General features: G+C 65.4%; 21 protein-coding genes. 7 read left to right on the forward strand and 14 right to left on the reverse strand.

From position 1 onward, the window contains the following. Window positions 1-323: 323 nt before the first annotated feature. The 3 genes from ACGLHT_RS21830 to ACGLHT_RS21840 are packed head-to-tail and all read left to right on the forward strand — an operon-like array spanning window position 324 to window position 5,793. Window positions 324-1,562 carry an exonuclease SbcCD subunit D C-terminal domain-containing protein gene (locus ACGLHT_RS21830; protein ID WP_063913831.1) on the forward strand — a complete coding sequence of 413 codons (1,239 nt, stop codon included), beginning with the start codon at window positions 324-326 and terminating at the stop codon, window positions 1,560-1,562. Continuing rightward, complete coding sequence (locus ACGLHT_RS21835; RefSeq protein WP_137163309.1) at window positions 1,559-5,203, forward strand: AAA family ATPase; 3,645 nt, start codon at window positions 1,559-1,561, stop codon at window positions 5,201-5,203. Before ACGLHT_RS21830 ends, ACGLHT_RS21835 begins: the two co-directional genes overlap by 4 nt. Next, a complete protein-coding gene (locus ACGLHT_RS21840; RefSeq protein ID WP_137163308.1) occupies window positions 5,200-5,793 on the forward strand; it encodes a glutathione S-transferase in 594 nt (197 codons plus the stop codon). Before ACGLHT_RS21835 ends, ACGLHT_RS21840 begins: the two co-directional genes overlap by 4 nt. 146 nt (window positions 5,794-5,939) lie before the next feature. Here ACGLHT_RS21840 and ACGLHT_RS21845 read toward each other — a convergent pair whose 3' ends face one another. The 11 genes from ACGLHT_RS21845 to ACGLHT_RS21895 all read right to left on the reverse strand — a co-directional run bounded on the left by ACGLHT_RS21845 (window position 5,940) and on the right by ACGLHT_RS21895 (window position 17,980). Continuing rightward, a complete protein-coding gene (locus tag ACGLHT_RS21845) occupies window positions 5,940-6,119 on the reverse strand; it encodes a hypothetical protein (protein ID WP_085705870.1) in 180 nt (59 codons plus the stop codon). Window positions 6,120-6,241: 122 nt separating this feature from the next. Continuing rightward, window positions 6,242-7,372 carry a lactonase family protein gene (locus ACGLHT_RS21850; protein ID WP_274120131.1) on the reverse strand — a complete coding sequence of 377 codons (1,131 nt, stop codon included), beginning with the start codon at window positions 7,370-7,372 and terminating at the stop codon, window positions 6,242-6,244. Beyond that, on the reverse strand, window positions 7,338-7,628 hold the full coding sequence (locus tag ACGLHT_RS21855; protein WP_025338261.1) for a DUF5629 family protein: 291 nt from the start codon (window positions 7,626-7,628) through the stop codon (window positions 7,338-7,340). The genes ACGLHT_RS21850 and ACGLHT_RS21855 overlap by 35 nt, the downstream gene beginning before the upstream one ends. 151 nt (window positions 7,629-7,779) lie before the next feature. Continuing rightward, a complete protein-coding gene (locus ACGLHT_RS21860) occupies window positions 7,780-10,155 on the reverse strand; it encodes an RND family transporter (RefSeq protein ID WP_024086538.1) in 2,376 nt (791 codons plus the stop codon). 20 nt (window positions 10,156-10,175) lie between these two features. Then, the gene (locus ACGLHT_RS21865; protein ID WP_137163306.1) at window positions 10,176-11,195 is read right to left on the reverse strand and encodes a YCF48-related protein; all 1,020 of its coding nucleotides are present in this window, start codon (window positions 11,193-11,195) and stop codon (window positions 10,176-10,178) included. A 267-nt stretch (window positions 11,196-11,462) separates the two neighbouring features. Continuing rightward, the gene (gene pepN, locus ACGLHT_RS21870) at window positions 11,463-14,120 is read right to left on the reverse strand and encodes an aminopeptidase N (RefSeq protein WP_137163305.1); all 2,658 of its coding nucleotides are present in this window, start codon (window positions 14,118-14,120) and stop codon (window positions 11,463-11,465) included. 13 nt (window positions 14,121-14,133) lie between these two features. After that, a complete protein-coding gene (locus ACGLHT_RS21875; protein ID WP_075044170.1) occupies window positions 14,134-14,964 on the reverse strand; it encodes a DUF2797 domain-containing protein in 831 nt (276 codons plus the stop codon). Further along, a complete protein-coding gene (locus ACGLHT_RS21880; protein WP_003260154.1) occupies window positions 14,961-15,221 on the reverse strand; it encodes a YeaC family protein in 261 nt (86 codons plus the stop codon). The genes ACGLHT_RS21875 and ACGLHT_RS21880 overlap by 4 nt, the downstream gene beginning before the upstream one ends. Window positions 15,222-15,234: 13 nt before the next feature. After that, window positions 15,235-16,122 (reverse strand): rhomboid family intramembrane serine protease, encoded by an 888-nt coding sequence (locus tag ACGLHT_RS21885; RefSeq protein ID WP_137163304.1) that lies wholly within the window; start codon window positions 16,120-16,122, stop codon window positions 15,235-15,237. Continuing rightward, window positions 16,119-17,090 (reverse strand): metallophosphoesterase, encoded by a 972-nt coding sequence (locus ACGLHT_RS21890; RefSeq protein ID WP_274120130.1) that lies wholly within the window; start codon window positions 17,088-17,090, stop codon window positions 16,119-16,121. The genes ACGLHT_RS21885 and ACGLHT_RS21890 overlap by 4 nt, the downstream gene beginning before the upstream one ends. After that, window positions 17,090-17,980 carry an NAD(+) kinase gene (locus ACGLHT_RS21895; RefSeq protein ID WP_025338255.1) on the reverse strand — a complete coding sequence of 297 codons (891 nt, stop codon included), beginning with the start codon at window positions 17,978-17,980 and terminating at the stop codon, window positions 17,090-17,092. The genes ACGLHT_RS21890 and ACGLHT_RS21895 overlap by 1 nt, the downstream gene beginning before the upstream one ends. An 88-nt stretch (window positions 17,981-18,068) precedes the next feature. On the opposite strand from ACGLHT_RS21895, the gene ACGLHT_RS21900 reads away from it, so the two are divergent. Continuing rightward, the gene (locus tag ACGLHT_RS21900; RefSeq protein ID WP_274120129.1) at window positions 18,069-19,001 is read left to right on the forward strand and encodes a DUF1853 family protein; all 933 of its coding nucleotides are present in this window, start codon (window positions 18,069-18,071) and stop codon (window positions 18,999-19,001) included. Window positions 19,002-19,225: 224 nt separating this feature from the next. Beyond that, a complete protein-coding gene (locus tag ACGLHT_RS21905; RefSeq protein ID WP_137163302.1) occupies window positions 19,226-19,771 on the forward strand; it encodes a cytochrome b in 546 nt (181 codons plus the stop codon). On the opposite strand, the gene ACGLHT_RS21910 is transcribed toward ACGLHT_RS21905, so the two are convergent. After that, window positions 19,762-20,652 carry a 1-aminocyclopropane-1-carboxylate deaminase/D-cysteine desulfhydrase gene (locus ACGLHT_RS21910; RefSeq protein WP_274120128.1) on the reverse strand — a complete coding sequence of 297 codons (891 nt, stop codon included), beginning with the start codon at window positions 20,650-20,652 and terminating at the stop codon, window positions 19,762-19,764. The genes ACGLHT_RS21905 and ACGLHT_RS21910 overlap by 10 nt on opposite strands. Before the next feature lie 135 nt (window positions 20,653-20,787). Then, a complete protein-coding gene (locus ACGLHT_RS21915) occupies window positions 20,788-22,824 on the reverse strand; it encodes an NADPH-dependent 2,4-dienoyl-CoA reductase (RefSeq protein ID WP_274120127.1) in 2,037 nt (678 codons plus the stop codon). 191 nt (window positions 22,825-23,015) lie between these two features. Here ACGLHT_RS21915 and ACGLHT_RS21920 point away from each other — a divergent pair, with 191 nt between their 5' ends. Together ACGLHT_RS21920 and ACGLHT_RS21925 are read left to right on the forward strand one after the other, a co-directional pair. Then, window positions 23,016-24,134, forward strand: coding sequence for a nitrilase-related carbon-nitrogen hydrolase (locus ACGLHT_RS21920; protein ID WP_274120126.1), 1,119 nt, complete (start codon window positions 23,016-23,018; stop codon window positions 24,132-24,134). Between the two features lie 4 nt (window positions 24,135-24,138). After that, a complete protein-coding gene (locus tag ACGLHT_RS21925) occupies window positions 24,139-25,179 on the forward strand; it encodes an AraC family transcriptional regulator (RefSeq protein ID WP_274120125.1) in 1,041 nt (346 codons plus the stop codon). 349 nt (window positions 25,180-25,528) lie between these two features. Here the strand turns inward: ACGLHT_RS21925 and ACGLHT_RS21930 are convergent, their stop codons facing one another. Further along, window positions 25,529-26,353 carry a DUF2242 domain-containing protein gene (locus ACGLHT_RS21930; RefSeq protein ID WP_274120124.1) on the reverse strand — a complete coding sequence of 275 codons (825 nt, stop codon included), beginning with the start codon at window positions 26,351-26,353 and terminating at the stop codon, window positions 25,529-25,531. Between the last annotated feature and the right edge of the window lie 276 nt (window positions 26,354-26,629).

Raw genomic sequence — 26,629 nt, forward strand, 5'->3', positions numbered from 1 at the left:
GCCCCTTTGGCGTCCACCTCGATATCGTGTCAGACAAACAAGGCGGTCGCGTGCATTGGCACAGGCGTTACTGGCCAGAAACAGATGTAGGAGCAGCCTTGTGCTGCGAAGCGCCGCGCGGGCGGCGCTCGATCTTGCAGGCGCCGGAAATATATCGACAAACACCTGCATGCACCGAAAATCCACCGACGAACACCTGCCCGCCCTAACCCCTTCCCCGCCCTGCACCCCGAACCCAGCTTGGGTTACCATACCGCCCTTGCGCAACGCCCATCACCCAAGCCAAGCCCCCGCTTGCTCGACTCGACACCAACAGGTCATCCATGCGTCTGTTTCATACCTCCGACTGGCACCTGGGCCAAAGCCTGCACGGCCAGGAACGCGACTTCGAACACGCCTGCTTCCTCGACTGGCTGCTCGGCCAGCTGCGCCTGCGCCAGCCGGATGCGCTGCTGATCGCCGGCGATATCTTCGACACGGTCAACCCGCCGGTCAAAGCCCAGGAACGTCTCTACGACTTCATCGTCCAGGCCCACGAACAACAGCCGAAGCTGGACATCGTGATGATCGCCGGCAACCACGACTCCGGCTCGCGCATCGAGCTGCCCGCGGCACTGATGCGCCGCCTGCGCACCCATGCCCTGGGCCGTGTACACTGGCTGGACGAGGGCCAGCTGGACGCCGAGCGCCTGCTGATTCCGCTGACCAACGGCCGTGGCAAGGTCGCCGCCTGGTGCTTGGCCTTGCCCTTCCTGCGCCCGGCCGAGGTGACCGGCCCGCAATTGGGCGACGACTACCTGCAAGGCATCACCCAGGTGCACCAGCAGCTGATCGCCGCCGCGCAAAAGAAGCGCAAGAAGGACCAGGCGCTGATTGCCATCAGCCACGCGCACATGGCCGGTGGCGCGGTGTCGGAGGACTCCGAGCGCAGCCTGATCATTGGCAACGCCGAGGCGCTGCCGGCCAAGCTGTTCGACAAGGCCATCAGCTACGTCGCCCTCGGCCACCTGCACAAGCCGCAGAAGGTCAACCGCGAAGAACGCATCCGCTACAGCGGCTCGCCGATCCCGCTGTCGTTCGCCGAAATCAACTACCCGCACCAGGTGCTGGAAGTGGAGCTGGACGGCACCGGCCTGGTCAGCGTCGAACCGCGCCCGGTACCGCGCGCCGTGGCCCTGCAACGGGTCGGCCCGGCACCACTGGGCGAACTGCTGGAGCAGTTGGCCGACCTGCCAGTGATCGACCTGCTCGAAGACCCCAACCGCCAGCCCTGGCTGGAGGTGCGGGTGATACTGGATGAGCCGCAACCCGACCTGCGCCAGCAGATCGAAACCGCACTGGAAGGCAAGGCCGTGCGCTTGATCCGCATCAGCGCCGAATACGCCGGCCGCAATAATGCCGAAGACGATGACCTGGCCTTTGTCGAACTGGCCCAGATGACCCCGCAGGACCTGTTCAGCCGCGCCTGGGAGCAAGCCTATGGCAACCCCGCCGACGAACAGGCGCTGGCCGACTTCGCCCTGCTGTTGCAGGACGTGCAGCAGGAAGAGGAACAGCCATGAAGATTCTTGCCATCCGCCTGAAGAACCTGGCATCCCTGGCCGGCCCGGTCGATATCGATTTCACCGCCGAACCGCTGGCCAGCGCCGGCCTGTTCGCCATCACCGGGCCTACCGGGGCGGGTAAAAGTACCCTGCTCGACGCCCTGTGCCTGGCGTTGTTCGGCACCGTGCCACGGCTGAACGACATTGGCCGCGAGGCCAAGGTGCCGGATGCAGACGGCGAGATCCCTACCTCCGACCCGCGCAACCTGCTGCGCCGCGGCACCGGCAGCGGCTTTGCCGAAGTCGATTTCGTCGGCATCGATGGCCGCCGCTACCGCGCCCGCTGGGAAGCCAACCGCGCCCGCGACAAGGCCAACGGCAAGCTGCAGCACAGCCGCCAGAGCTTCTATGACCTGGACAGCGAGCAGGTACTGGGCAGCGGCAAGAACGAATACAAACAGCTGGTCGAAGCCCGCCTGGGCCTGAACTTCGAACAGTTCACCCGCGCGGTGATGCTGGCCCAGAGCGAATTCGGCGCCTTCCTCAAGGCCGACGACAAAGAACGCAGCGAGCTGCTGGAAAAGCTCACCAACACCGCCATCTACACCCGCCTGGGCCAGCGGGCCTTCAGCAAGGCCCGCGAAGCCGGCGAAGCCCACAATGCCCTGAAGGACCGTGCCAGCCACCTGCTGCCGATGGCCGCCGAAGCCCGCGCCGAGCTCGACCAGCGCCTGGAACAGGCGCAGCAGCAGTTCAAGGCCGACCAGGCCGGCGAGCGCCAGCTGGAGCAGCAACGCAACTGGCTGAACGAGCAGCGCCAGCTGCAGGCCCAGCACGCCGAAGCCGGCACCGCGCTGCAGGCCGCCGAGCAGGGCTGGCAACAACTGGCTGAGCAGCGCCTGGACCTGGTGCGCCTGGAGCGCCTGGCCCCGCAGCGTCACCAGTTCCACCGCCAGCAGACACTGACCGCGCAACTGGCACCGCTGGCAGCGAAGATCGCCGAACAACAGCAGCAGCAAGCCGAGCTGCAAGTGCGCACCAGCGAGCTTGAGCAGGCGCTGGACGCCGCGCGTCAGGCGCTTGCCGATAGCCAGGCCCAACACAGCGAGAACGCCCCTCGCCTGCGCCAGGCCTTCGCCGCCCAGGACAACCTGGCCCGTCTGGAGCAGGAGCTGGCAGCACAGCGCAGCGCCGGCCAGCAGGCCGAGCAGCAGGTCGCCGAAGGCCAGCAGCACCTGCAGCAGCTGGAAGACAACCAGCAGCGCAGCCTGCAGCAACTGGCGCAGATCGACACCGCGCTCGCCGACAGCCAGCACCTGGCGGGCCTGGCCAATGCCTGGCACGCCTACCTGCCGCAACTGAAGCAAGTGATGCTGATCGGTGGCCGCCTGGCCAAGGGCCGTGAAGAGCTGCCCGGCCTGCAGGCCCAGGCCAGCCAGGCCAATGCGCACTTGCAGGCCGAGCGCGATGCCTTCGAGCTGCTGTTCCGCGAAGCCAAGGCCGAACCCCAGGCCCTGGCAGAACAGATCGACCTGCTGGGCGGCATGCTGCAGGACAACCGCAAGCAGCAGCGCGCCGTGGAAGAGCTGTCACGCCTGCATGGCCGTGAACTGGAACTGCGCCAGCAGCTGGAGGCCGTGCGCGTGCGTCAGCAGCAGGCCATGCAGCAGCGCCAGCAACTGATTACCGAAGGCACCGCCGCCAAGGCCGAGCTGGAAGCCGCCGAGCAAGCGCTCAACCTCACACGCCAGTTGCTGGAACGCCAGCGCCTGGCACGCAACACCAGCGTCGAAGAGTTGCGCGGCCAGTTGCGCGACGGCGAACCCTGCCCGGTGTGCGGCAGCGCCGAGCACCCGTTCCACCAGCCTGAAGCGCTGCTGCAAAGCCTGGGTCGCCATGACCAGGCCGAAGAAGATGCCGCGCAGAAGCAGGTCGAAACCCTCAACAGCAAGCTGGTGGAGCTGCGCACCCAGCTGGGCGTGGTCAACGCCCAGCTCAAGGACTTCCAGCAGCAACAGCAGCACCTGGACGAACAGCTGCAACCGCTGGTGGCCCAGGTGCAGGCGCACAGCCTGTGGCCGGCCCTGGCCCCGCAGGACGACAAGGCCCGCAGTGCCTGGCTCGACAGCCAGCTGCGGCGCCTGGACGAAGAAATCGGCCAGGACGAGAAACGCCAGAGCGCCCTGCTCGCCCTGCAAAAAGATGCAGCCCGTCTCAACCAGCAATTGCAGGCCGCCCAGCAGGCGCAACAGCAAGCCCAGCGCCACCTGGAGCAACAGCACCAGGCCCTGGCCAGCGACGAGCAGCAGTTGCAGCAAGGCCTCGCGGACCTTGCCGGCGTATTGCCCGAAGAGGCCCTCAAGGCCTTGAACGACGATCCGGCCAATGCCTTCCTCGCCCTGGACCAGCAGATCGCCCAACGCCTGCAGCAACTGGAACAGCGCAAGGACGAGCAGGAAGAACAGCAAGCCCGCCAGGCCCAGCTGGACAAGCTGCGCGACCAGCAGCAGGCACGCGTGCAGACCCAGCAGCAGCTGCAGCAGAAACTTGCCGCCCTCGACGAGCAGCGCCAACAGGCCCAGGCTTCGCTTGGCGAACTGCTTGGCGGGCACACAAGCGCCGAAGCCTGGCAACAGCACATGGACGCCGCGCTGGAGCAGGCCCGCGCCCACGACGCCGACACTGCCCAGCGCCTGCAGGAGCTGCGTACCCAAGGCGTGCAACTGGCCAGCGAACTCAAGGCCAACACCCAGCAGCAGCAGGCGCTGGACGCCGAGTGCCAGCAGTTGCAAGGCCAGATCGCCCAGTGGCGCGCAGAACACCCGGAACTGGACGACGCCGGCCTGGATCGCCTGCTGGGCATGGAGGACGTACAAGTCAATGAGCTGCGCCAGCGCCTGCAAGGCGCCGAAAAGGCCATCGAACAGGGCCGCGTGCTGCTGCAGGAACGTGAACAACGCCTGCAGCAACATGCCGCGCAAATGACTGTGGACACCTCGGCCGACGCCTTGGAACAGGCCCTGACCGAACTGCGTGAACGCCTGGCCGGCCATGAGCAGCAATGCGCCGAACTGCGTGCACAGCAGGCCGATGACCAGCGTCGCCAACAGGCGCACCAGGCGCTGGCGGCGGAAATCGAACAGGCCCACCAGCAGTGGCAACGCTGGGCTCGCCTGAACGCCCTGATCGGTTCGGCCTCGGGCGATGTGTTCCGCAAGATCGCCCAGGGCTACAACCTCGACCTGCTGCTGCACCACGCCAACGCCCAACTGCGCCAGCTGGCCCGCCGCTACCGCCTCAAGCGCGGCGGCAGCGCCCTCGGCCTGCTGGTGCTGGATACCGAGATGGGTGACGAACTGCGTTCGGTGCACTCGCTGTCTGGCGGAGAAACCTTCCTGGTGTCGCTGGCCCTGGCCCTGGGCCTGGCCTCGATGGCCTCCAGCACGCTGCGCATCGAATCGCTGTTCATCGACGAAGGCTTCGGCAGCCTCGACCCCGAGTCGCTGCAACTGGCAATGGATGCACTCGACGGTTTGCAGGCCCAGGGCCGCAAGGTGGCGGTGATTTCCCACGTGCAGGAAATGCACGAACGCATCCCGGTGCAGATCCAGGTGCGCCGCCAAGGCAATGGCCTGAGTGACGTGGAGGTGTGCGGGTGATTCTCTACTCGTTCCGCCGCTGCCCCTGGGCCATGCGCGCGCGCCTGGCCCTGCGCTATGCGCGGTGCGAGGTGGAGATTCGCGAGGTAGCGATGAAGAACAAGCCGGCAGAACTGCTGGCCTTGTCACCCAAGGGCACGGTGCCGGTACTGGATACCGGTGCCGGGGTGCTCGAAGAAAGCCTGGACATCATGCGCTGGGCGCTGGCGCAAAACGACCCGCAGGACTGGCGGCTGCAGGCCGACCCAGTGGCGGCGCAGCAGGCTGAAACCCTGATTGCGCGCAACGACAGCACGTTCAAGGCGCAGGTGAACCTGTACAAGTATGCCGAGCGCTACCCCGAGCATACCCGCGAGCATTACCGCCAGCAGGCCGAGGCCTGGCTGGCGGAGCTCGAAGGCCTGCTGGCAGGCAGGCCCTACTTGCTAGCCACGCACCCGAGCATTGCCGATGCCGCGTTGCTGCCCCTGATGCGCCAGTTTGCCGGGGTCGAACCGCAGTGGTTCGCCGAGGCGGCTTATCCGCGAGTGCGGAGCTGGCTGGAGGGGTGGTTGGCTTCGGAGCTGTTCAGGTCAGTCATGACCAGGTAGCTTCACGCGATCCCTTGTAGGAGCGGCCTTGTGTCGCGATAGGGGCGCACAGCGGCCCCAGGTTTTTGCGTCACAGCAGAAATTGCCGGGGCCGCTCTGCGGCCCTTTCGCGACACAAGGCCGCTCCTACAGGGACCGAGTCAGCTTCAGTGGGTGTGCTTGCCACTCAATGCCGCATGGAAGTTGGCACTCTGGCGCAGGTACTGTTCGGTGTAGCTATGGGTGGCGGACGCCTTGCCGCTGCTGTCGGCATGGGCATGCGTCGGCAATACGACCGAAGCGGAAATGGCGGATGCGGCAATGACCGGGAAGAGATTGAAGTTCATCTGGGCTGACCTCGACGGCGGTGGTTTGACGTTGGCCCGTTTGGGCCTTGGGTCAAACTTACGCCGCCGAAGCCGCAGGCAAAAATTCATTGCGGCAGTATCGATTATCACGCCGATCGATATCACTCGATGAATTTCAGGTCCGACGGCGCATCCTGCTTCAGCGTCTGCACCGTCTCCAACAGCTTGCCGCTGCGCGGATCGCGGCGGATCACCACGATCTGGTTGCTCTTCTGGTTGGCCACCAGCAGGAAGTTGTCACTCGGATCGAGGGCGAACTCGCGGGGATGATCCCCCTCCACCGAACGGCGCTGCAGGAATGTCAGCTGGCCATCCTGCTTGCCCACGCTGAACACCACGATCTCGTTGGCCGTGCCTCGGTTGCTCACATACAGGAAGCGCCCATCTGCCGACAGGTGCAAGCCACCTGCCGCTTTCGCCGCAGCTTCCTTGCTCTCGGTCAGGGGCAGGCGCTGGCGTTCGACCAGGTTGCCCTCCTGCACATCGAACATCACCACCTCGGCACTCATTTCCAGGGTCAGGTAGGCGTGCCGGCCCTTGGCGTCGAACAACAGGTGGCGCGGCCCGCTGCCCGGCGGCAGGTCCACCGACGCGGGGATCGCCGGCGTCAACGGGTGGTCTGCGCTGGCACCGTCGTAGCGGTAGATGAACACCTTGTCGGCACCCAGGTCGCTGGCATACAGGTGGCGGCCGTCGGGTGACAGCACCAGCGAATGCACATGGGCGCCAGCCTGGCGCTCGGGGTTGACCCCGCTCGCCTTGTGCCGGGCCTGTTGCACCACCGGCTTGAGCTTGCCGTCCTTGGCCACCGGGATTACCACCAGGCTGCCGCCAGGGTCGGGCTTGACTGCGTAGTTGGCCACGAACAGATAACGCTGGTCCTGGCTGAGGCTGGCGTGAGTCGGCTCGTCACCTTGGCTGGCCACCTGGTTGATGGGCTTGATCTCGCCTTTTGCACTGACGCTGAAACTGCTGGCATGGCCGTTCGGGGTTTCATTGACCGCGAACAGCTGGCGTTGATCGGCCGACAATACCAGCCACGAAGGGCTGACACTCTTCACCACCTGCTGCGGCGCAGGGTCGATATGACCGGTCTTTTCGTCAAACTGATAGCGGTAGATGCCCTGGCTGGCGCCATCGGTGTAGCTGCCCACCAGCAAGGTGGCGGCGTGGGCGTGGAGGGTCATGCTCATCAGGCTAGCGGTCAGCAGGCTCGTCCAGATCCGATTCATCTTCGTCATCATCCGGGGCACGAAAGGCACTCATACAGACTAGTCGATGCTCGCCGTTGGCATCGTCGAGTTGCCACTCGTCACCCACGGCGATGGCGGCAGTGATCTGCTCGGGGGTGAAGGACCAGCGGCGGAGCTGGCGGCCGTCCATGCATTCGATGGTGAGGCCGGATTCATCGGAGGTGAAGTCGAAGGCGTGCAGGCCGTCGATCAGGAGCATGTCGCAGGACTGCAGGGCGGTGGCGAGGGGGGACATGGGGGTACCAATCTGAAATGAGTTGGCATTATAGCCCTGGGGCTGCTTTGCAGCCCATTCGCAGCACAAGGCTGCTCCTACAGGGGGACCGCGAACCTTCTGTAGGAGCAGCCTTGTGCTGCGAATGGGCCGCAAAGCGGCCCCCAGCAATTCAATGAGCGAAAATGGAGCCCCCCTCCTTACCCACCATCTTCTCCGGCTTGATCAGGAACCTTGCCAGCGCCGGCAACAGCCACAGCGCACCGAACATGTTCCACAGCAGCATGAAGGTCAGCATCAGCCCCATGTCCGCCTGGAACTTGATCGCCGAGAAAATCCAGGTGCACACGCCGATGGCCAGGCACAACCCGGTGAACAGCACCGCCTTGCCAGTCGAGCGCAGGGTCTCGTAATAAGCCTCCTGCAACGGCAACCCGGCACGCAGGAAGCTTTCCAGCCGGCTGTAGATGTAGATGCCATAGTCCACGCCAATGCCCACACCCAGCGCCACCACCGGCAAGGTCGCCACCTTGACCCCGATGCCCATGTAGGCCATCAGCGCGTTGCCCAGCACCGAGGTCAGCACCAGCGGCAGGACGATGCACAGGGTGGCGGCGAACGAGCGGAAGGTAATCAGGCACATCACCGCCACACAGATGTACACCAGGATCAGGATGGTCAGCTCGGCCGACTTGATCACCTCGTTGGTCGCCGCCTCGATCCCGGCATTGCCCGCCGCCAGCAGGAACTGCAGGCCTTCCTTGTTGTGGCTGTCGGCAAACGCCTTGGCAACGGCAGTGACCCGCTCCAGGGTTTCGGCCTTGTGGTCGTTGAGGAACACCAGCACCGGCGCCAGCGAGCAGTCGCCGTTGTACAGGCCATCGGCGCGGGCGATGGAGTTGTTGAGGATGTCCGGGTTGCGCGACAGGGTTTCCCATTTCAGGCTGCCCTCGTTCATGCCCTTGATCACCTGCTTGGAGACGGTCACGAGGGAAATTGCCGACTGCACGCCCGGGGTGTTCTGCATGGTCCACATCAGCTCGTCGATCGGCGCCATGGTCGAGTGGATCGAGCAGCTTTCCGGCGGGGTCTTGACCATGATCACCAGCACGTCGGAACTGGTCGAGTAGTTGCTGATGATGAAGTTGTTGTCCTGGTTGTAGCGCGAGTCGGGGCGCAGTTCCGGCGCGCCCTGGTCGAGGTCGCCGATCTTCAGGTTCTGGCTGTACCACAGGCCACCGGCGAAGGCGACCAGCGCCAGGGCCACCGACACCGGCGCCACCTTGGCACTGGCGAAGTTCGACAGCAGGCGCCAGAACGGGTGCTCGCGGGTGGCGTCCTGCTTGCTGCGCTCGACGGCCTTCTTGCTGATGCCGACATAGGAGATGGCTACCGGTAGCAGGATGAGGTTGGTGAACACGATCACCGCCACACCGATGGAAGCACCGATGGCCAGTTCACGAATCACCCCGATGTCGATGATCAGCAGGGTGATGAAGCCCACGGCGTCGGCGAGGATGGCGATCATCCCCGGCAGGAACAGCTGGCGGAACGTGCGCCGGGCAGCGGTCAGGGCGTTGTCGGCGTCACTCGACTGCAGGGCGATACCGTTGATCTTCTGCACCCCGTGGGAAATGCCGATGGCGAAGATCAGGAACGGCACCAGCATCGAGTACGGGTCCAGGCCAAAGCCCACCGCATGCATCAGGCCCAGCTGCCAGACCACCGCCACCAGGGTGGTGATGAGCACGGCGATGGTGCTGCGGATGCACCAGGTGAACCAGTACAGCAGCACCCAGGTGATGGCCAGGGCGACGCCAAAGAACATCGCCACCATCACCAGGCCGTCGATCAGGTCGCCGACCTTCTTGGCGAAGCCGACGATGTGCACCTTCACGTTGGGGTTCTGCGCCTGGAACTTGTCACGGATCTTTTCTTCCAGCTGGTGCGAGAACTGCTGGTAGTCCAGCTTCACCTGCTTGCCCGGGTCCTGCGGGTCTGGGTAGCTCTCCAGCAGCGGCACGTCGACGATGCTGGACTTGAAGTTGTTGCCCACCAGGCGCCCCACCTGGCCCGACTTGAGCACGTTGTCGCGCAGGGTGTCGAGGCTGTCCTGCGAGCCGTTGTAGGTGTTGGGGATCACCTCGCCACCGGAGAAGCCTTCCTCGGTGACCTCGCTCCAGCGCACGCTGGGGCTCCACAGCGACTTCAGCCCGGCACGGTCGACGCCAGGGATGTAGAACACTTCGTCATGGATCTGCCGCAGGGTCTCCATGTAGTCCTTGTCGAAGATGTCGCCATTCACGGCCTCCACCGAAATGCGCACGGTGTTGCCGAGGTTGGCCAGGTCGTTGCGGTGCTCCATCATCTGCTCGATGAACGGGTGCTGCAGCGGGATCATCTTCTCGAAGCTGGTGGACGGGCGAATCTGCGTGGCCTGCCAGAACAGGAAGATGCTGACCAGTACGCACAGGGCGATGACCACGGGGCGATTGTTGAAGATCAGGCGTTCGAGCAGCGTGGCCTTGTCCTGGTGATGCGGGTGCATGGTGATGCTCTCCCTGCTGGTCATGGACGCACCTCCTGGTCAGCACCCTGTGGGTCAGCCAGGTGCACGCCACCCTGCCCTACCAGCAGCAGGCCGCCATCGGCCAGGCCGCTGACGCCGGCCAGGGCAATGCGGTCGGCACGGTTGTAGACACTGAAGGTCTGGCCATCATCGGTACTGCGCAGCACGCTGCCACCATTGCCGACCAGCACCAGGCTACCGTCCTCGACAAGCGTAGCGCCTGCCAGGCCGAATTCGAGGTTGCCACGTGCGGCCTTGAGCTCGATCGGCTGCCAGCTGTCACCGAAATCGGCGGAACGGAACAGGTTGCCGCGCAGGCCGTAGGCCAGCAGGGTGTTCGGCTGGGCAGTGCCGATCACGCCGAACAGCGAGCCCTCGTAAGGGCCCTCGACCTTGGCCCAGGTCTGGCCGTTGTCGGCGGAGCGGAACATGCCACCCTGCTCGCCGACGATGAACAGGCCCGCGTCACGCACCTGGGCGATACCGTTCAGGTGCAGCTGGTCGGGGTTGTCCAGGCGCTCGGCGACGTCCTGCCAGTGCTGGCCGCCGTCGGTGGTTTCCAGCAAGGCGCCATAGGCACCTACGGCAAAACCGTGCCGGGCGTCGAGGAAGGCGACATCGAGCAAGGGTGCTTCGCGGGACAGGTCTTCGAACTGCTTGCTCCAGGTGGCACCACCATCGCTGCTGGCGAGCACCAACGCATCGTGGCCGACGGCCCAGCCGCGCTTGTCGTCGAGGAAGAACACCGCGGTCAGCAGTTGCCGGGTGGGCACCCGCGCCTGGGTCCAGGTGCTGCCCTGGTCGTCGGAGAACAGGATATGACCACGATCGCCCACCACCACCAGGCGCTTGCCGGCATGGGTGGCGTCGATCAGCAGGCTTTGGCTGGCCTTGGCCGATTCGGTGGAATACTCGTCGGCGGCAGCGGCTTGCACGCTGTCAGCCCACACGCCAAGCCCCAGCGCCAGTACCGCGCCGGCTGCCAATGGCCAGGCAAAGCGCCTGTTCTGTTCCCTCATGACTGTCCCCCTGTTGTGTTCTTGTGTGGTGGGTCAATGCACTGCAGGTACTGCGAAAAGCCTGATCTAGAGGCCTGCAATAGCTTGAGGGGATCGTAGCGGGGATATTTGCGGGAACACAACGGGCGGGGTGTTATGTTTTGTTGTCGGCTCCAAAAGCTTCGCGGGTAAACCCGCTCCCACAGGTCCTGCACAGCCCATGAAAGCGGTGCAGTACCTGTGGGAGCGGGTTTACCCGCGAAGAGGTCGGCTCAGGCTACGGAAAACTCAAGCCAGGCTCTTGCTCACAACCTCATACACATCACTGGACAGCTCACCAGAAGCCAGAATCCGCTCCAGCTCGCCCTTCATCAGGGCCTGACGCGCATCGTCATACTTGCGCCAGCGGGTCAGCGGTGCCAGCTGCCGCGAGGCGATCTGCGGGTTCAGCGCATTCAGCTCGATCACCAGGTCCGCCAGGAAGCGGTAGCCGGAGCCATCCGCCGCATGGAAGTTGACCAGGTTCTGCCCGGCAAAGGCGCCGACCAGCGCACGTACCTTGTTCGGGTTCTTCAGGGTGAACGCCGGGTGCTGCATCAGCGCCTTGACCCGCGCCAGCCCGCCCGGCAGCGTACTGGCCGCCTGCACGCTGAACCACTGGTCCATGACCAGCGGGTTGTCCTTGAAGTGCTCGGCAAAGGCTTCCAGCGCCTTGGCCCGCTCGGCCTCGAACGGCGAGTTGACCAGCACGGCCAGGGCGGTCAGGCGCTCGGTCATGTTGTCGCAGTGCTCGAACTGCTCCAGGGTCGCCTGCAGCACCTGCGGCTTGCCGCTCTGCATCAGGTACGACAGCGCGATGTTCTGCAGGCTGCGGCGGGCGAAGTGCTCGGCCGAGGCCACGTAGGCGGTGCTGCGCGACACTTCGCGGTTGGCCTGGTAGCGCGCCCACAGGGCGTCGAACAGCTGCTCGGCGATCTGCTGGCGGGCGAACTCGCGGGCGGCGTGGATGGCGTCCACGTCGGCCACCTGGCTGATTTCGGTGAGGTAGGCCTCACCCGGCAGCGAGAGCATTTCGGCAACCATGGCCGGGTCCAGCGACTCGTTGCCGAGCACGGTGCCCAGGGCGCTGATCAGGCGCTGGTCGAGCTTGAGTGCTTCGCCGCGCTGATGCTGGCCGATCAGCTCCTGCAGCACCTGCACCGACAACTGCTGCCCCGCCTCCCAGCGGTTGAAGCCGTCGCTGTCGTGCTGCATCAGGAACATCAGCTGGTCGCGGTCGTAGGGGAAGCTGAGCTTGACCGGTGCACTGAAGCCACGCAGCAGCGACGGCAGCGGCTTGGCCTGGATGCCCTGGAAGGTGAAGGTCTGCTCGGCCTCGGTCACCGACAGCACGCGGCTGGTGCCCTGCGCCGTCGCTTCGCCGGCCAGTTGCAGCGGCAGGTCGTTGCCTGCGGCATCCAGCAGGCCAAGCTCCACCGGGATCACGAACGGCAGTTTTTCGGCCTTGTCCGGGGTCTGCGGGCAGCTCTGGCGGAAGGTCAGGCTGTAGGTCTGCGCGGCCGCGTCATAGGCCTCGCTGACTTCCAGGCGCGGGGTGCCGGCCTGGTTGTACCAGCGCTTGAACTGGGTGAAGTCGACGCCGTTGGCGTCTTCCATGGCCTTGATGAAATCGTCGGTGGTCACCGCCTGGCCATCGTGGCGTTCGAAGTACAGGTCGCTGCCCTTGCGGAAGCCGTCGGCGCCCAGCAGGGTACGAACCATGCGCACCACTTCGGCGCCCTTCTCGTACACGGTCAGGGTGTAGAAGTTGGAGATCTCGATGAAGCTGTCCGGGCGCACCGGGTGAGCCATGGGGCCAGCGTCTTCGGCGAACTGGTGAGTACGCAGGTAGGCCACGTCTTCGATGCGTTTGACCGTGCGCGAGTTCATGTCGGCGCTGAACTCGGCATCGCGGAACACCGTGAAGCCTTCCTTCAACGACAGCTGGAACCAGTCACGGCAGGTGACGCGGTTGCCCGACCAGTTGTGGAAATACTCGTGGGCGACCACGCCTTCGACGCGCTGGTGTGCGGCATCGGTGGCCGTTTCGGCACGGGCCAGCACACAGCTGGAGTTGAAGATGTTCAGGCCCTTGTTTTCCATGGCGCCCATGTTGAAGTCGTTGACCGCGACGATCATGAAGATGTCCAGGTCGTACTCGCGGCCATAGACTTCTTCGTCCCAGCGCATGGACTTCTTCAGGCTGACCATGGCGTGGTCGCACTTGTCGATGTTCTCGGGCTCGACGTAGATGCGCAGGGTCACGTCACGGCCGGACTGGCGGGTGAAGCTGTCCTCGACGCACCACAGGTCACCGGCCACCAGGGCGAACAGGTAGGCCGGCTTCATGAACGGGTCTTCCCAGGTCGCCCAGTGGCGACCATCGTCTGCCGGCCCGCTGCCGATCGGGTTGCCGTTCGACAGCAATACCGGGTAGCGATGCTGCTCGGCGATGACCGTGGTGGTGAAGGTGCTCATCACGTCCGGGCGGTCGAGGTAGTAGGTGATCTTGCGGAAGCCTTCGGCCTCGCACTGGGTGCAGAACATCTTGCCCGACTTGTACAGGCCTTCCAGTGCGGTGTTGCTCTCGGGGTGGATCTTCACGCTGGTGTCGAGGGTGAAGCGCTCGGCCTTGGGCTGCACCGTCAGGCTATCGGTATCGAGCTGGTAGTCACCCGGCTGCAGCTCCTGGTCATCCAGCGAGGCGCGCAGCAGTTCCAGCTGCTGGCCATCGAGCTCCAGTGGCGGCAGGCCGGCACCGCGTGCCGGGTTGCGGCGCATGACCAGTTGCGCGTGAACCAGGGTGTGGTCCTCGAACAGCTCGAAGGTCAGGTGCGTCTCGTCGATCAGGTACTCGGGCGCCTGGTAATCCTCGAGGTAGATCACTTGCGGTTGTTCGGTACGCATGTGCAGGTCCTTTTTACTGGAGCACGGCCAACTGGTAGGCCGTGTACTTGCGAATATTGATCACACCGGTGTCGAAGATCAGGTACTGGCCCTTGATGCCCAGCAGCGTGCCTTCCACTACCGGGTCCTTGTCGAGGTTGAAGCTGACGATCTTCGATGGGTAGGCCTCGACCGGGTACTTCATCTGCACCACTTCGGCGTCAGCCAGCGGCTGGATCGCCTGCAGGCCGAAGCGCCCCTGCAGCTCGCGCAGGCCATCGGCACAGGCGTCGAACACCTGTTCACGAATGGCGACCAGGTCGAGCTCCTCGGCATCGCCCTTGAGCAGGGCGCGCCAGTTGGTGCGGTCCGGCACCTGGCTGCGCAGCAAGTCTTCGACCAGGCCGGACTGCTGGCGGGTGGCCACGCGCACGATCGGCAGGGCCTGGCTGGCGCCCTGGTCGAGCCAGCGGGTGGGCAGCTGGGTGGCGCGGGTGATTCCGACCTTGATCCCCGACGAGTTGGCCAGGTAGACCACATGGTCGGTCATGCAGAACTGTTCGCCCCACGACGGTTCGCGGCACGTGCCAGCGTCGTAGTGGCACTTTTCCGGGGCCATGATGCACACGTCGCACTGGGCCAGTTTGGTCATGCACGGGTAGCAGTAACCCTGGCTGAAGCTGGTCTTGGTGCGCTTGCCACAATGGCTGCAGTGAATGGCGCCGAGGTATTCAAGGCGCAGGCGCTGGCCGATCAGCGGGTTGACCGGCACCTGCGTGTCATCCAGACGGAAGCTGTACTGCACCACTGGCGCCTGCAGGCTTACCGCCATCTTGCTCAACGAGCCACGAGCGAGTTCGATCAATGTACCGAGTCCGACTTGAACAGAATGTTGGCGATCGGCGCGGACTTCGAGGCGCATTCCTGCGGGCCCATGTAGCCGGTACGCTGGTCTTCGGGCAGGTTTTTCATCTCCCAGGCGATTACCGCCTGCAGCGACAGCTCTTTCTGCTCGGCAGTGAGCTTGCGGCCATCCGACCATTTGCCGATTTCCACGGCCAGTTTCAGGCTCTCGTAGATTTCCGGGGTGATGTTTTCAATCATTTGCGCGAAAGTGGACATAGTGTCTCCTGATTCAAGCCGACAGTTTACGCCGGGCCAGCGCCCCACCCAAGAGCCCGGTCAGGCATCCGATGAGCAGCCCGCCGACGTGGGCGGCATTGGCGATCTGGCCAAGGCCCAGGGTGTCGATCACGCCGCTCAGGCACACCACCAGCCAGATGAGCATCATCACCAGCACGCCCTTGGGCAGGTTGAAGTAACGGTCGGGTGCCAGCCACTGGTACAGCCAGATGTGCCCGAGCAGGCCGTACAGCACGCCGGAAAGGCCGCCGAACAGGCTCGGCCCGCTGCTGTAGTGCTGGGCCAGGTTGGACACCAGGCTGAACAGCAGGGTCAGGCCCAGCAGCGCCCATGGGCCCTGGCGCAATTCGATGCGTTTGCCCAGTTCCCAGTACCACAAGCTGTTCATGGCCAGGTGCAGCACGCCGAAATGCAGCAGCATGGGCGATACCAGGCGCCACCACTGGCCTTCGTCCAGGCTTTGCGCCAGCGGGCTGAAGTACAGGTAGTCGCCCTGGACGCGGAAATCGAGGAAGGTGAACCAGCTGATGGTGGTGAAGTTGTCGCCCAGGCCGGTGAGGCCGGCGACGATGAAGCACAGCAGCAGGGTGATAGTGGTGACTTTGCAGGCTCTGGCCTGTTCTGCCAGGGAGGGTTGTGTGGGGCTATTCGCGGGTAAACCCGCTCCCACAGGGTCCTGTGCAAGTTCGAGGTCGGCGTTGCCGTCGGGGTAGCGCTGGTAGAGCTCGCGGACGTCTGCGGCCAGGGTGTCGGGGGCCCAGAGCACCTGGGCATCGCCCTCCTCGCTGACCCGGTGCGGCACCTGCAGGCGCTGCAGCAGGTGAACGAAGCCGCTGAGGTCGACCGACAGCGGCAGGCGCATCACTTCGATAATGTTCATTGGTTGGCCTGTGGGCGGTCGACATCGACCCAGACGAACTTGTGCGGGTCGATGCGGGTTTCATCATCCAGCCGGTAGGCGGCCAGCTTGCCGTAGAGCACGGCGCTGTAGTCCAGGCAGGCCAGGTTGGAGCGGATCGGCGCCGGGCGGCCGCTACGCCAGTAATGGCCGACGAACAGCATGGGCTCGTCTTCGGCATAGCGCAGCAAGGCGTTCTTCTGGCTGTGACTGAGCGGGGTGCTGGCCACTTCCGCGGGCAGGGCGTCTGGCTGGAACACGATGTCGCCGTAGGTTTGCGGGTCTTCTTCCCAGAACTTGGTACGGAAGAAGGCACGGGTCAGGCCGTCGCCACCGGTGAGGGTCAGGCCGTCCGGCAGGCGCATGTCGGTGCCGCGCAGCAGGCGATTGCACACGGTGGCGGCAAAGCTGCCGCTCACCGCCGAGGCCTGGATGAAGTGCTCGTCGACGCGCCCGTCGGGGTACTGCTGGCGCAGCGGCTCGATCAGCCGCGGGTCCCAGCAGGCATGCACGAGGCGGAAGCGCCCGGCGTCGAGGAACAGTGGCAATTCGTAGAACCAGTTGACGAAGTCGTGCCAGTCAGCGGGGTGATGGGCAAACTGAGTCAGGGTTTCGTCGATCAACCGGGCGTGGCGCGGCGTATGCTCGCGCACGAAGGCCTTGCCGCTGCCAGGTAGTGCCGGGGTAACCCAGCCCAGCGCGTTGTACTCGTGGTTGCCCATGATGCAGAACGCCTGGCCGGCCTCGACCATGTCGTGGACGATGTGCAGCGCCTCGCGAATGCGTGGCCCGCGGTCGACGATGTCGCCAAGGAACAGCGCCTGGCGCCGCGGGTGGCGCCATACACCTGCCACACGCTTGTAACCGAGGGCGTCGAGCAGGCGTTCAAGGGTCAGCGCACAACCGTGCACGTCACCGATGATGTCGAAACTACGCGCCGGATCGAGCATCAGTCGTCCCTGCTTCCCAGGCGGCTGCCCCAGCCTAGCTTGGTGCGGCAGACCTCGTAGTAATTGTGGTCCAGCGGGTGGATCAGGCGCAGCTTCTGCGGTTTCTTGCTCACCGTGATGGTGTCGCCGGGGGCGCAGGTGAAGTGGTTCTGGCCGTCACAGGATACCTGCGGGTAGATCTGCAGGTCCTTGGACACCACGATCTTCAGCTCGCTGTTGCCGTCGACCACGATCGGCCGGCCCGACAGGGTGTGCGGGTACATTGGCACGATGACGATGGCGTCGAGCTTGGGGTGCATGATCGGGCCGCCGGCCGACAGCGCGTAGGCGGTGGAGCCGGTGGGGGTGGCGACGATCAGGCCGTCGGCCTTCTGGCTGCAGACGAACTGGCCATCGATGTAGATCTCGAACTCGATCATGCGCGTCGACTTGCCCGGGTGCAGCACCACGTCGTTCAGCGCATCACCCTGGCCGATGGCTTCGTTGTGGCGGCGTACTTCGGCCTGCAGCAGGAAGCGGTTTTCCACCAGGTAGTGGCCGTCGAGCACTTCAGCGACCTTCTCTTCCAGCTCGTCGGGGCGGATGTCGGTGAGGAAGCCCAGGTTGCCTCGGTTGATGCCCAGCACCGGAATGTTGTGCCGGGCCAGGGCGCGGGCGGCGCCCAGCAGGCTGCCGTCGCCGCCGACCACGATGACCAGGTCACAGACCTCGCCCAGCAGCTTGCGGGTAGAGGTTTGCAGGCCATGGCCGGGCAGCACTTCGGCGATGGTGTCCTCGAGGATCACGTGCAGGTGGCGCTCGAGGAGGAATTTTTTCAGTCGGCGAATGGTGTCGAGCACCTGCGAGCTGCCAAGGCGGCCGATGATACCGATATTGCGAAACTGCTCCATGGGGCTCCTGCGAGGCTCTGCGGCGGGTGACTATGCCGCGATTATGGGCGAAACCACCGGGTAGCGGCAAACCGGCTATGCTCGCAGGATGATGCCATTCGCCCTGCTCCACGACCTGCCCCGGCAGCTACGCCGCCCCAACGTGCGCGACCTGGCCTGGGCCCTGCTGTCGCCCCCGTTGCTCAGCGTCCCGCCCTGCCCCCAGCGCCACCCGCTGGCGGGCAGCCTGTGGGCGGACCAGCCACAGCGCCTGGCAGACTGGCTGCGGGCGCTGGATGACGATGACCGCCCATTGCGCGACTGGCTGGCGAAGCTGGGCAGCCGGCGCCTGGGGCACTACTACGAACGGCTGTGGCAATTCGCCCTGGGCCAGGCCCCGGGCATCGAACTGCTGGCGGCCAACCTGGCGATTCGCGACGGCGGGCGCACCCTGGGCGAGCTGGATGTGGTGCTGCGCGACCGCGATGGTGTGCACCACCTGGAACTGGCCATCAAGCTGTACCTGGGCCCGGAGCATCCCGGGCACGACCCCGCCGCCTGGCTGGGGCCGGGCTGCCATGACCGACTGGGAAGCAAACTGGCGCACCTGGCGCGGCACCAGCTGCCCATGTCAGCGGGGGCGCACAGCCGCGAGGTGCTGGCCCGGCTGGGGGTGGAGCAGGTGCAGGCACATGTGTGGCTGGGTGGCTATCTGTTCTACCCGTGGCCTGGGCATGCGCAGCCACCACAGGGCGCCAACCCGCAGCACTTGCGCGGGCGCTGGCTGCGGAGGCGGGACTGGGTCATGGGCGAAGGTGAACGATGGCAGCCGCTGCAACGGCATGCCTGGCTGGCGCCGGCGCGGGTCGAGGCGCAGGAGTGCTGGGCGGTTGAGCAGTTTGCGGCGTGGCTGCACGTGCTGGAGCGGCAGGCTCCGGCGCAGTTGCTGGTGAGGTTGGAGCAAGAGGCTGACGGGGCGTGGCAGGAGGCCGAGCGGGTGTTTCTGGTGGCTGACAGCTGGCCATTTTCCCCTGAGGCATGAAGCCGGCTGTTCCGGCCTCTTCGCGGGCTTGCCCGCTCCCACAGGGACTGCACAGCATTCAGAACCTGTGCAGTACCTGTGGGAGCGGGCAAGCCCGCGAAGAAGCCGGTGCAGACAACACAATTTTCACAGACCTGGCGCAAAGATTTGTTCCCCCGTAGCCATTACAGTACTTCCTGAGCGCCGGCAAGAGCGCCATTCCGACCTGATGACGAGGACCGATCATGGTTTCATCCACCCCCGCGACCCATTACGCGCGCCTGTCCATCGCCCTGCACTGGCTGATGCTGGTGCTGCTGGCCGCTGTCTATGCCCTTATCGAACTGCGTGGCCTGTTCCCCAAGGACAGCGTCGAACGCAACCTGATGAAGGACCTGCACTTCATGCTCGGGCTCAGCGTGTTCGTGCTGGTCTGGTTGCGCCTGGCCATCCGCCTGAGCCGCCCGACTCCACCCATCGTGCCCAAACCTGCGGCCTGGCAGACCGGCCTCGCGCACCTGATGCACCTGGCGTTGTACCTGCTGATGATCTTCCTGCCGCTGGCCGGCTGGCTGATCCTCAGCGCCGCCGACAAACCAGTGCCGTTCTTCGGCCTGGAGCTGCCGCACCTGATCGGCCCGAACCCGGACCAGGCCAAGTTCATCAAAGGCTGGCATGAACGCATCGGCAGCTGGGGCTACTGGCTGATCGGCCTGCACGCTCTGGCCGGGCTGTATCACCACTATGTGCAGCGCGACAACACGCTGCTGCGCATGCTGCCCTACAAGTAACCGCGCCGGCCCTGCAGGCCGCCGGTGTGCACCACGATCAGGCGGGTGCCGGGCGCGAACAGCCCGGCCTCGACCTGCTCACGCAGGGCCAGCAGGGCCTTGCCGGTGTAGAGGGCTTCGAGCGGCACGCCGGTGTGCCGCTCGCAATCGGTGATGAACGCCAGCAGCTCGGCGTCGAATTTGCCGAAACCGCCACGGCAGGCGTCGTGCAGCTGGTAGCCATGCGCGCCGGCCAATGTCGCTACCGCCTCCGGCACACCATGGTCCCTGGGTACCGCCAATGCACCATGCACCACATGTGCACCCGCCTCGGCCATTACCAGGCCGGCCAGGGTCGTCCCCGTTCCGGCAGCCAGCCACCAGGCGTCGTAGCCCGACCAGCCCAGTGCCGCGATTTGCGCGCGCGCCTGCTGCATGATCAGCGCGCAGCCCTGTGCACCAGCCAGCCCGCCGCCCCCTTCGGGGATGCAGTGCCAACCCGGGTAGCGCGCTTGCCAAGGCTGCCAGAAACCCGCTTGGTTTCGTGCGCGATAGCCGCCATAGCCCAACCAGTGCAGTTCCATGCCCAGCGCCTGCAAGTCTCGCACGGTTGGCGTGTCCTGGGCGTGGCCACGCAGCAGGCCGGCGGTGGCGAAGCCGAAGCGCTTGCCGGCAGCGGCCAGGGCGTGCAGGTGGTTGGAATGGTTGCCGCCGAGGCTGATCAGGCCCGGGGCGTTGCTGGCGCTGGCCTGTTGCAGGTGGTGGCGTAGCTTGAACCATTTGTTGCCACTGATCAGCGGGTCGATCAGGTCCAGGCGCAGGATGGCGGTTTCTACCTGGGCTTGTTGGAGCCAGGGCAGGATCAGGGGCTGGAGGGGGGCTTGGGGCAGGTCAAAGTGCATCGTGCGAGTTTACCAGTGATATCCCGGGGCTGCCTTGCAGCCCTTCGCGGGCTTGCCCGCCCCCACAGTCAGGAGTGCGCTATCCCTGTGGGAGCGGGCAAGCCCGCGAAGGGCCGCAAAGCGGCCCCGGCGATCTCAGAGCTCAGCCGCCAATCTCGAACCTTGGTTGATCGCCCGCTTGGCATCCAGCTCGGCCGCCACATCGGCCCCACCAATCAGGTGCACCGACTGCCCCGCCGCCACCAGCCCGTCCTGCAGTTCGCGCAGCGGCTCCTGCCCGGCACAGATCACCACGTTGTCCACCGCCAGCACCTGCGGCTCGCCATCGGCCACGCGAATGTGCAGGCCGGCATCGTCGATACCCAGGTACTCGACGCTGTTGAGCATCTGTACCCGCTTGTTCTTCAACCCGGTACGGTGAATCCAGCCGGTGGTCTTGCCCAGGCCGTCACCCACCTTGGATTTCTTGCGCTGCAACAGGTACACCTGCCGCGCCGGGGCATGCGGCTCGGCCTTGATCCCGGCCACGCCACCACGTGCCTGCAGATGGGTGTCGATGCCCCACTCCCTCCAGAACGCCTCACGGTCCTGGCTGGTAGCCACGCCCTGGTGCACCAGGTACTCGGAAACGTCGAAACCGATGCCGCCCGCACCAATCACCGCGACAGCCTTGCCCACCGGCTTGCGCTCGAGCAGCACGTCCAGGTAGCTGAGCACCTTGGCATGCTCGACACCGGGGATGGCCGGCGTGCGCGGGGCGATGCCGGTGGCCAGGATGATCTCGTCGTAGCCACCGTCCACCAGGGCCTGCACATCGACCCGGGTATTCAGGCGCAGGTCCACGCCCGTGCTTTTGACCTTGTTGCGGAAGTAACGCAGGGTTTCATGGAACTCTTCTTTCCCCGGTACCCGCTTGGCCACATTGAACTGCCCGCCGATCTCGCTGGCGCCATCGAACAGGGTTACCGCGTGGCCGCGCTCGGCCGCCACCGTGGCTGCCGCCAGGCCGGCCGGGCCAGCGCCGACCACGGCAATGCGCTTCACGGTGCGCACGGGCAGGTAGTTGAGCTCGGTCTCGTGGCAGGCACGTGGGTTGACCAGGCAACTGGTCAGCTTGCCGCCGAAGGTATGGTCCAGGCAGGCCTGGTTGCAGCCGATGCAGGTGTTGATCTCGTCGCCGCGGCCGGCAGCGGCCTTGTTGACGAAGTCCGGGTCGGCCAGGAACGGCCGTGCCATCGAGACCATGTCGGCATCGCCCTCGGCCAGCACCGCCTCGGCCACCTCCGGAGTATTGATGCGGTTGGTGGTGATCAGCGGAATGTTCACCACGCCGCGCAGCTTGGCGGTGACCTTGCTGAAGGCCGCACGCGGCACCTTGGTGGCAATGGTCGGGATACGCGCTTCGTGCCAGCCGATGCCGGTATTGATCAAGGTCGCGCCGGCCTGCTCGATGGCCTTGGCCAGCAGCTCGATTTCGTCCCAGGTGCTGCCGCCCTCGATGAGGTCGAGCATCGACAGGCGGAAGATGATGATGAAGTTCGGCCCGACCGCGCCGCGCACCCGGCTGACGATCTCCACCGCCAGGCGCATGCGGTTTTCATAGCTGCCACCCCAGCGGTCGGTGCGGTGGTTGGTGTGGGCGGCGAGGAACTGGTTGATGAAGTAGCCTTCCGAACCCATGATCTCGACACCGTCGTAACCGGCGCGCTGGGCCAGCACCGCGCAATTGACGAAGTCGGCGATCTGCTTCTCGATACCCGCCTCGTCCAGTTCCTTGGGCTTGAACGGGTTGATTGGCGCCTGGATCGCGCTGGGCGCCACCTGGCGCGGGCTGTAGGCGTAGCGCCCGGCATGCAGGATCTGCAGGCAGATCTTGCCGCCGGCAGCGTGTACCGCCTCGGTGACCATACGGTGCTTGTCGGCCTCTTCCTCGGTGCTGAGCTTGGCCGCCCCGGAATACACCCCACCCTCATCGTTGGGCGCGATGCCGCCGGTGACCATCAGGCCGACGCCACCGCGGGCGCGCTCGGCAAAGTACGCCGCCATGCGCTCGAAGCCGCCCGGGCGCTCTTCGAGGCCGGTGTGCATCGAGCCCATCAGGGTGCGGTTGCGCAAGGTGGTGAAGCCCAGATCCAGCGGGGCGAGCAGGTGCGGGTAGCGGTCGGCGGCCATGGAAAGGTCCCCAGGTGGCGTGATCACGGAATGCGGATGCCGCACCGGTTGGCGGGCCCCGTCGTTTGTCTGCCTGCGACATTAAACAGCCGTTTGAACGGGCTCAATGATCGAAACTGACAAGTTATTGATCCTCGCGCACAGCACGACTACCCTAGGAAACTCTCGTTTCCAAGGCGCTGTCCTGCTTCATGAGAAAACTCCTGGCAAGCGCCCTGGCGCTGGTGATGATCGCCGCCCTCTGCGGCTACGGTTTCTGGACCCAGCAGCGCCCGGAAGGCCACTACCTGTCCGACCTGCGCATCGAACTGGCACTGAATCACGGCGTGCCGGGCGAGCACGGCAACCTGCTCGGCATCGAACCGCTGCTCTACCCGGGCGACTACCAGAACCTGCAACGCCTGCATCGCAAGCTCGCGGCCTACCTGGAGCAGGCACGTAGCCAAGGCCTTGTCGGCCCGCGTACGGTGGTGGTGCTGCCAGAGCACATCGGTACCTGGCTGTGGGCACGCGGCGAAAAGAACGAGCTGTACCAGGTCACGCAAAGCCGCGAAGCCCTGCAATGGCTGGAACTGAGCAACCCGCTGCGCTATGGCCTGGCCATGCTCCGTGCCGACGGGGACGACTGGCGCGCCGACGCGCACCTGCGCATGAAAGCCGAGCAGATGGCTGCGGACTACCAGCAACTGTTCGGCGGCCTGGCCAAGGAGTTCAACGTCACCCTGGTGGCCGGCTCCATCGTGCTGCCCGCCCCCTACGTGAAACAGGGTGTGCTGCATGCCGGCAGCGGCCCGCTGTTCAACAGCAGCGTGGTGTTCGCCGGTGACGGCTCGCTGCTGGGCCAACCGCAACGCCAGCAGTTCCCCGACAGCGAAATGCGCCGCTATGTGCACGATGGCCGCCAGCACCCGCTGCAGGTATTGCAAACCCCTGCCGGGCGCCTGGGCGTGCTGGTGGGCAGTGACAGCTGGTACCCGGAAAACCATCAGCAATTGGCACGACAGGCGGTACAACTGATCGCCAACCCGGTGTTCCTCAGCGGCAAGGGCAGCTGGCAAGCGCCCTGGCGCGGCAATCGCCATCAGGATGCCAGCGCCGGGCTGGCCTTGCAGCGCGGCGAAGTCAGCGAACAGGCGGCCTGGCAGCGCCTGACCGAAGCGGCCGGGGCCGGCGTCAGCAGCATGAGCGTATTCATGCGTGGGCAGTTCTGGGAACAGGGCAGCGACGGCCAGGGCTTTGCCCACCAGGCGGGTGAATTGCTGGCGGGCACCCCCAGCCCTGGCGCCCGCTTGCTGAACCTGTGGTTGTAAGCCCATGGCCCGCCCCCGCGTGCGCCTGGGCGACCTGTCGGTTGGTTTTGTCCAGCCGCTGACCGAGGCCCTGCGCGAACTGGGCCACGACCCCGAGCCGCTGCTGCGCCGCTATGGCCTGGATGCGGCGCGCCTGAGCGAAGCTGGTGCGCGCTTGTCGATCCCGCGCTACATGCACCTGGGGCACGCCGCCATCGAGCTGTGCGGCGAGCCCGCGCTGGGCCTGCACATGGGGCGCCTGAGCCGCCTGGCGCATGCCGGCCTGGCCGGGGTCACCGCGGCCCAGGCACCGAACCTGGGCGAGGCGGCACGCACCCTGTTGCGCTTCGAGCCGCTGTACGCCGCCAACTACCGCGGCCACTCCAGTTTTCAGGAAGATGCCCAGGGCGCCTGGCTACGCTTCTACTCCATCAGCCCCTACAACGCCTACAACCGTTTCGTGGTCGATTCGCTACTCGCCGGCTGGCTCGCGCAGCTTGCCGACCTGGCCGGTACGGCGGTGCAGGCCGAACATATGGACATCGAGTTTGCCGCACCCGCCTATGCCGCGCGCTACCAGCCGCTGTGCAGCGCGCCCGTGCAGTTCGCGGCCGACGGCAACCAGCTGCGCCTGAGCCGCGCCACGCTGCAGCTGGCCAACCCCAGGCACTGCCCGAGCACCTGGCAGCACCTGCTGCAGCTGTGCGAGGCGGAAATGCTGCAGCGTACGCGGGTGCGCAGCCTGGGTGAGCGCATTACCCACCTGCTGGGCCCGTTGCTCAATGGTGGCCGTGAACCGGACCTGGAAGAAGTGGCGCTGCACCTGCAACTGCCGACCTGGACGTTACGCCGCAAACTGGCCGAGGAAGGCACGCGCTTTCGCGACCTGCTCAGCGAAACACGGCGCGACCTGGCCGAAACCTACATCCGCGATACGGAGCTGGCCTTTGGCGAGATTGCCTATCTGCTGGGGTTTGCGTCGGCCGAGGCCTTCCAGCGCGCCTTCAAGCGCTGGACGGGCCTTACACCGGGGGAGTTTCGCCGCAGCCAGCGGCGGGCGGGCTAGAGCTCGGTAGCGTCGTCAGCCGGTTCCGGGGTGTCCAGTTCATAAGCCTGGAATTCGAGAAGTTCTTCCTGGTATTCGTCCATAGCCCTGCGCCCTCTCATCTCATGATCTTTATCGGTGTCGCCTTCAACCTAAGCAGGTGGAGTGAAGGAATGATGACAAGCTTATGAGTGGTAAACGTAGCAGGTGTTCAGGAAGTTATCGCGGTGCGTCTGTAACAGGGGATGGACTGCCTGCACCGGCCTCTTCGCGGGTAAACCCGCTCCCACAGGTACTGCGCAGATGTTGAGAACTGCGCAGTACCTGTGGGAGCGGGTTTACCCGCGAAGAGGCCGGTACAGGCAAGCTATCAAAGGGCGGGGGAAGCGGTCTCGGCGGCCTCGGCAGGCTGGGCTTCCTGCTGCACCTCGATCGGTGCCGCCTCCGCTGGCGGTGCCACCGGCTGCGAGCCTTGGCTGTCATCCACCACCGGCGCGGCTACCGCCTCGCTGGCCGGGGCAACAGGGGCCGGGGCTGGTGCCGCCTCAACCAAAGGCGCCGCCACCGGCGCTGCCGCGGCCTGCTCTGGCAGCCCCAGGGCAGCCGCGGGCGCTTCGACCTTCGGCGCGGGCTCCTCGACCTTGGCCTTGCTCTCCTGTTTAGGCTTGGGCTTTGGCAGGTAGCTCTCCACCAGGGCGAAATAGCGGTCATAGAACTGCGCCGCTGTCACCGTCTCGCTGGCCACCTTGACCATCGAGTCGTCGCTGGAGCCGATCGGCATCGACACCGACCCCAGTACACCAACGCCCAGGCTGGCGGAGGTGTTGGACTTTTTCAGGGCGTAGCGGTCCTGCAGGGCGTTGGCGAACATGGTCGAACGCTGCTCGTCGCTCACATCCGGCGCACAGGTGACGTTGAAGCTGATCTGCAGGTGGTTCTCGCTGTTCTGCTGGAAGCTCTTGTTGCCCACCACCTGGTTGGCGCCGCTGCTGGTGATGATGTAGCCCTGGCTGAGCAAGGCGCGCCGGGCGGCCTCGCAGGAGCCGGCATCGCTCACCGGGAAGCTGCGCGAGAAGGTGCCCGAGTCATCGAAGTTCTCGTGCTCGTAGACGGCGGCTTTTTTCGAGGAACAACCGGTCACGCCCGCCAGCACCAGGGCCAGCCCGAGCGCACCAAAGACGGAAGATCTGGTCATTGCGAATTCCGGGTAAGTCAAGAAGGTGCCTATTGTGCAACACAGCAGGCAGGCACAGGAACCGCTGATCGGTGAAGAGTCTGTCAGGTTCGTGTAAATCTGGGTCAGGGGCGGCAATTGCCAGGCGTAAAAACGAAAAAAGCGACCCGAAGGTCGCTTTCTCGTGGCTTCGAGGCGTTCAAGGGGCCTCGAGGCGAAGATGGCGCAGCGGACGGGACTCGAACCCGCGACCCCCGGCGTGACAGGCCGGTATTCTAACCGACTGAACTACCGCTG

The organism is Pseudomonas sp. PsB (assembly GCF_043658375.1).
Taxonomy (GTDB): domain Bacteria; phylum Pseudomonadota; class Gammaproteobacteria; order Pseudomonadales; family Pseudomonadaceae; genus Aquipseudomonas; species Aquipseudomonas putida_Z.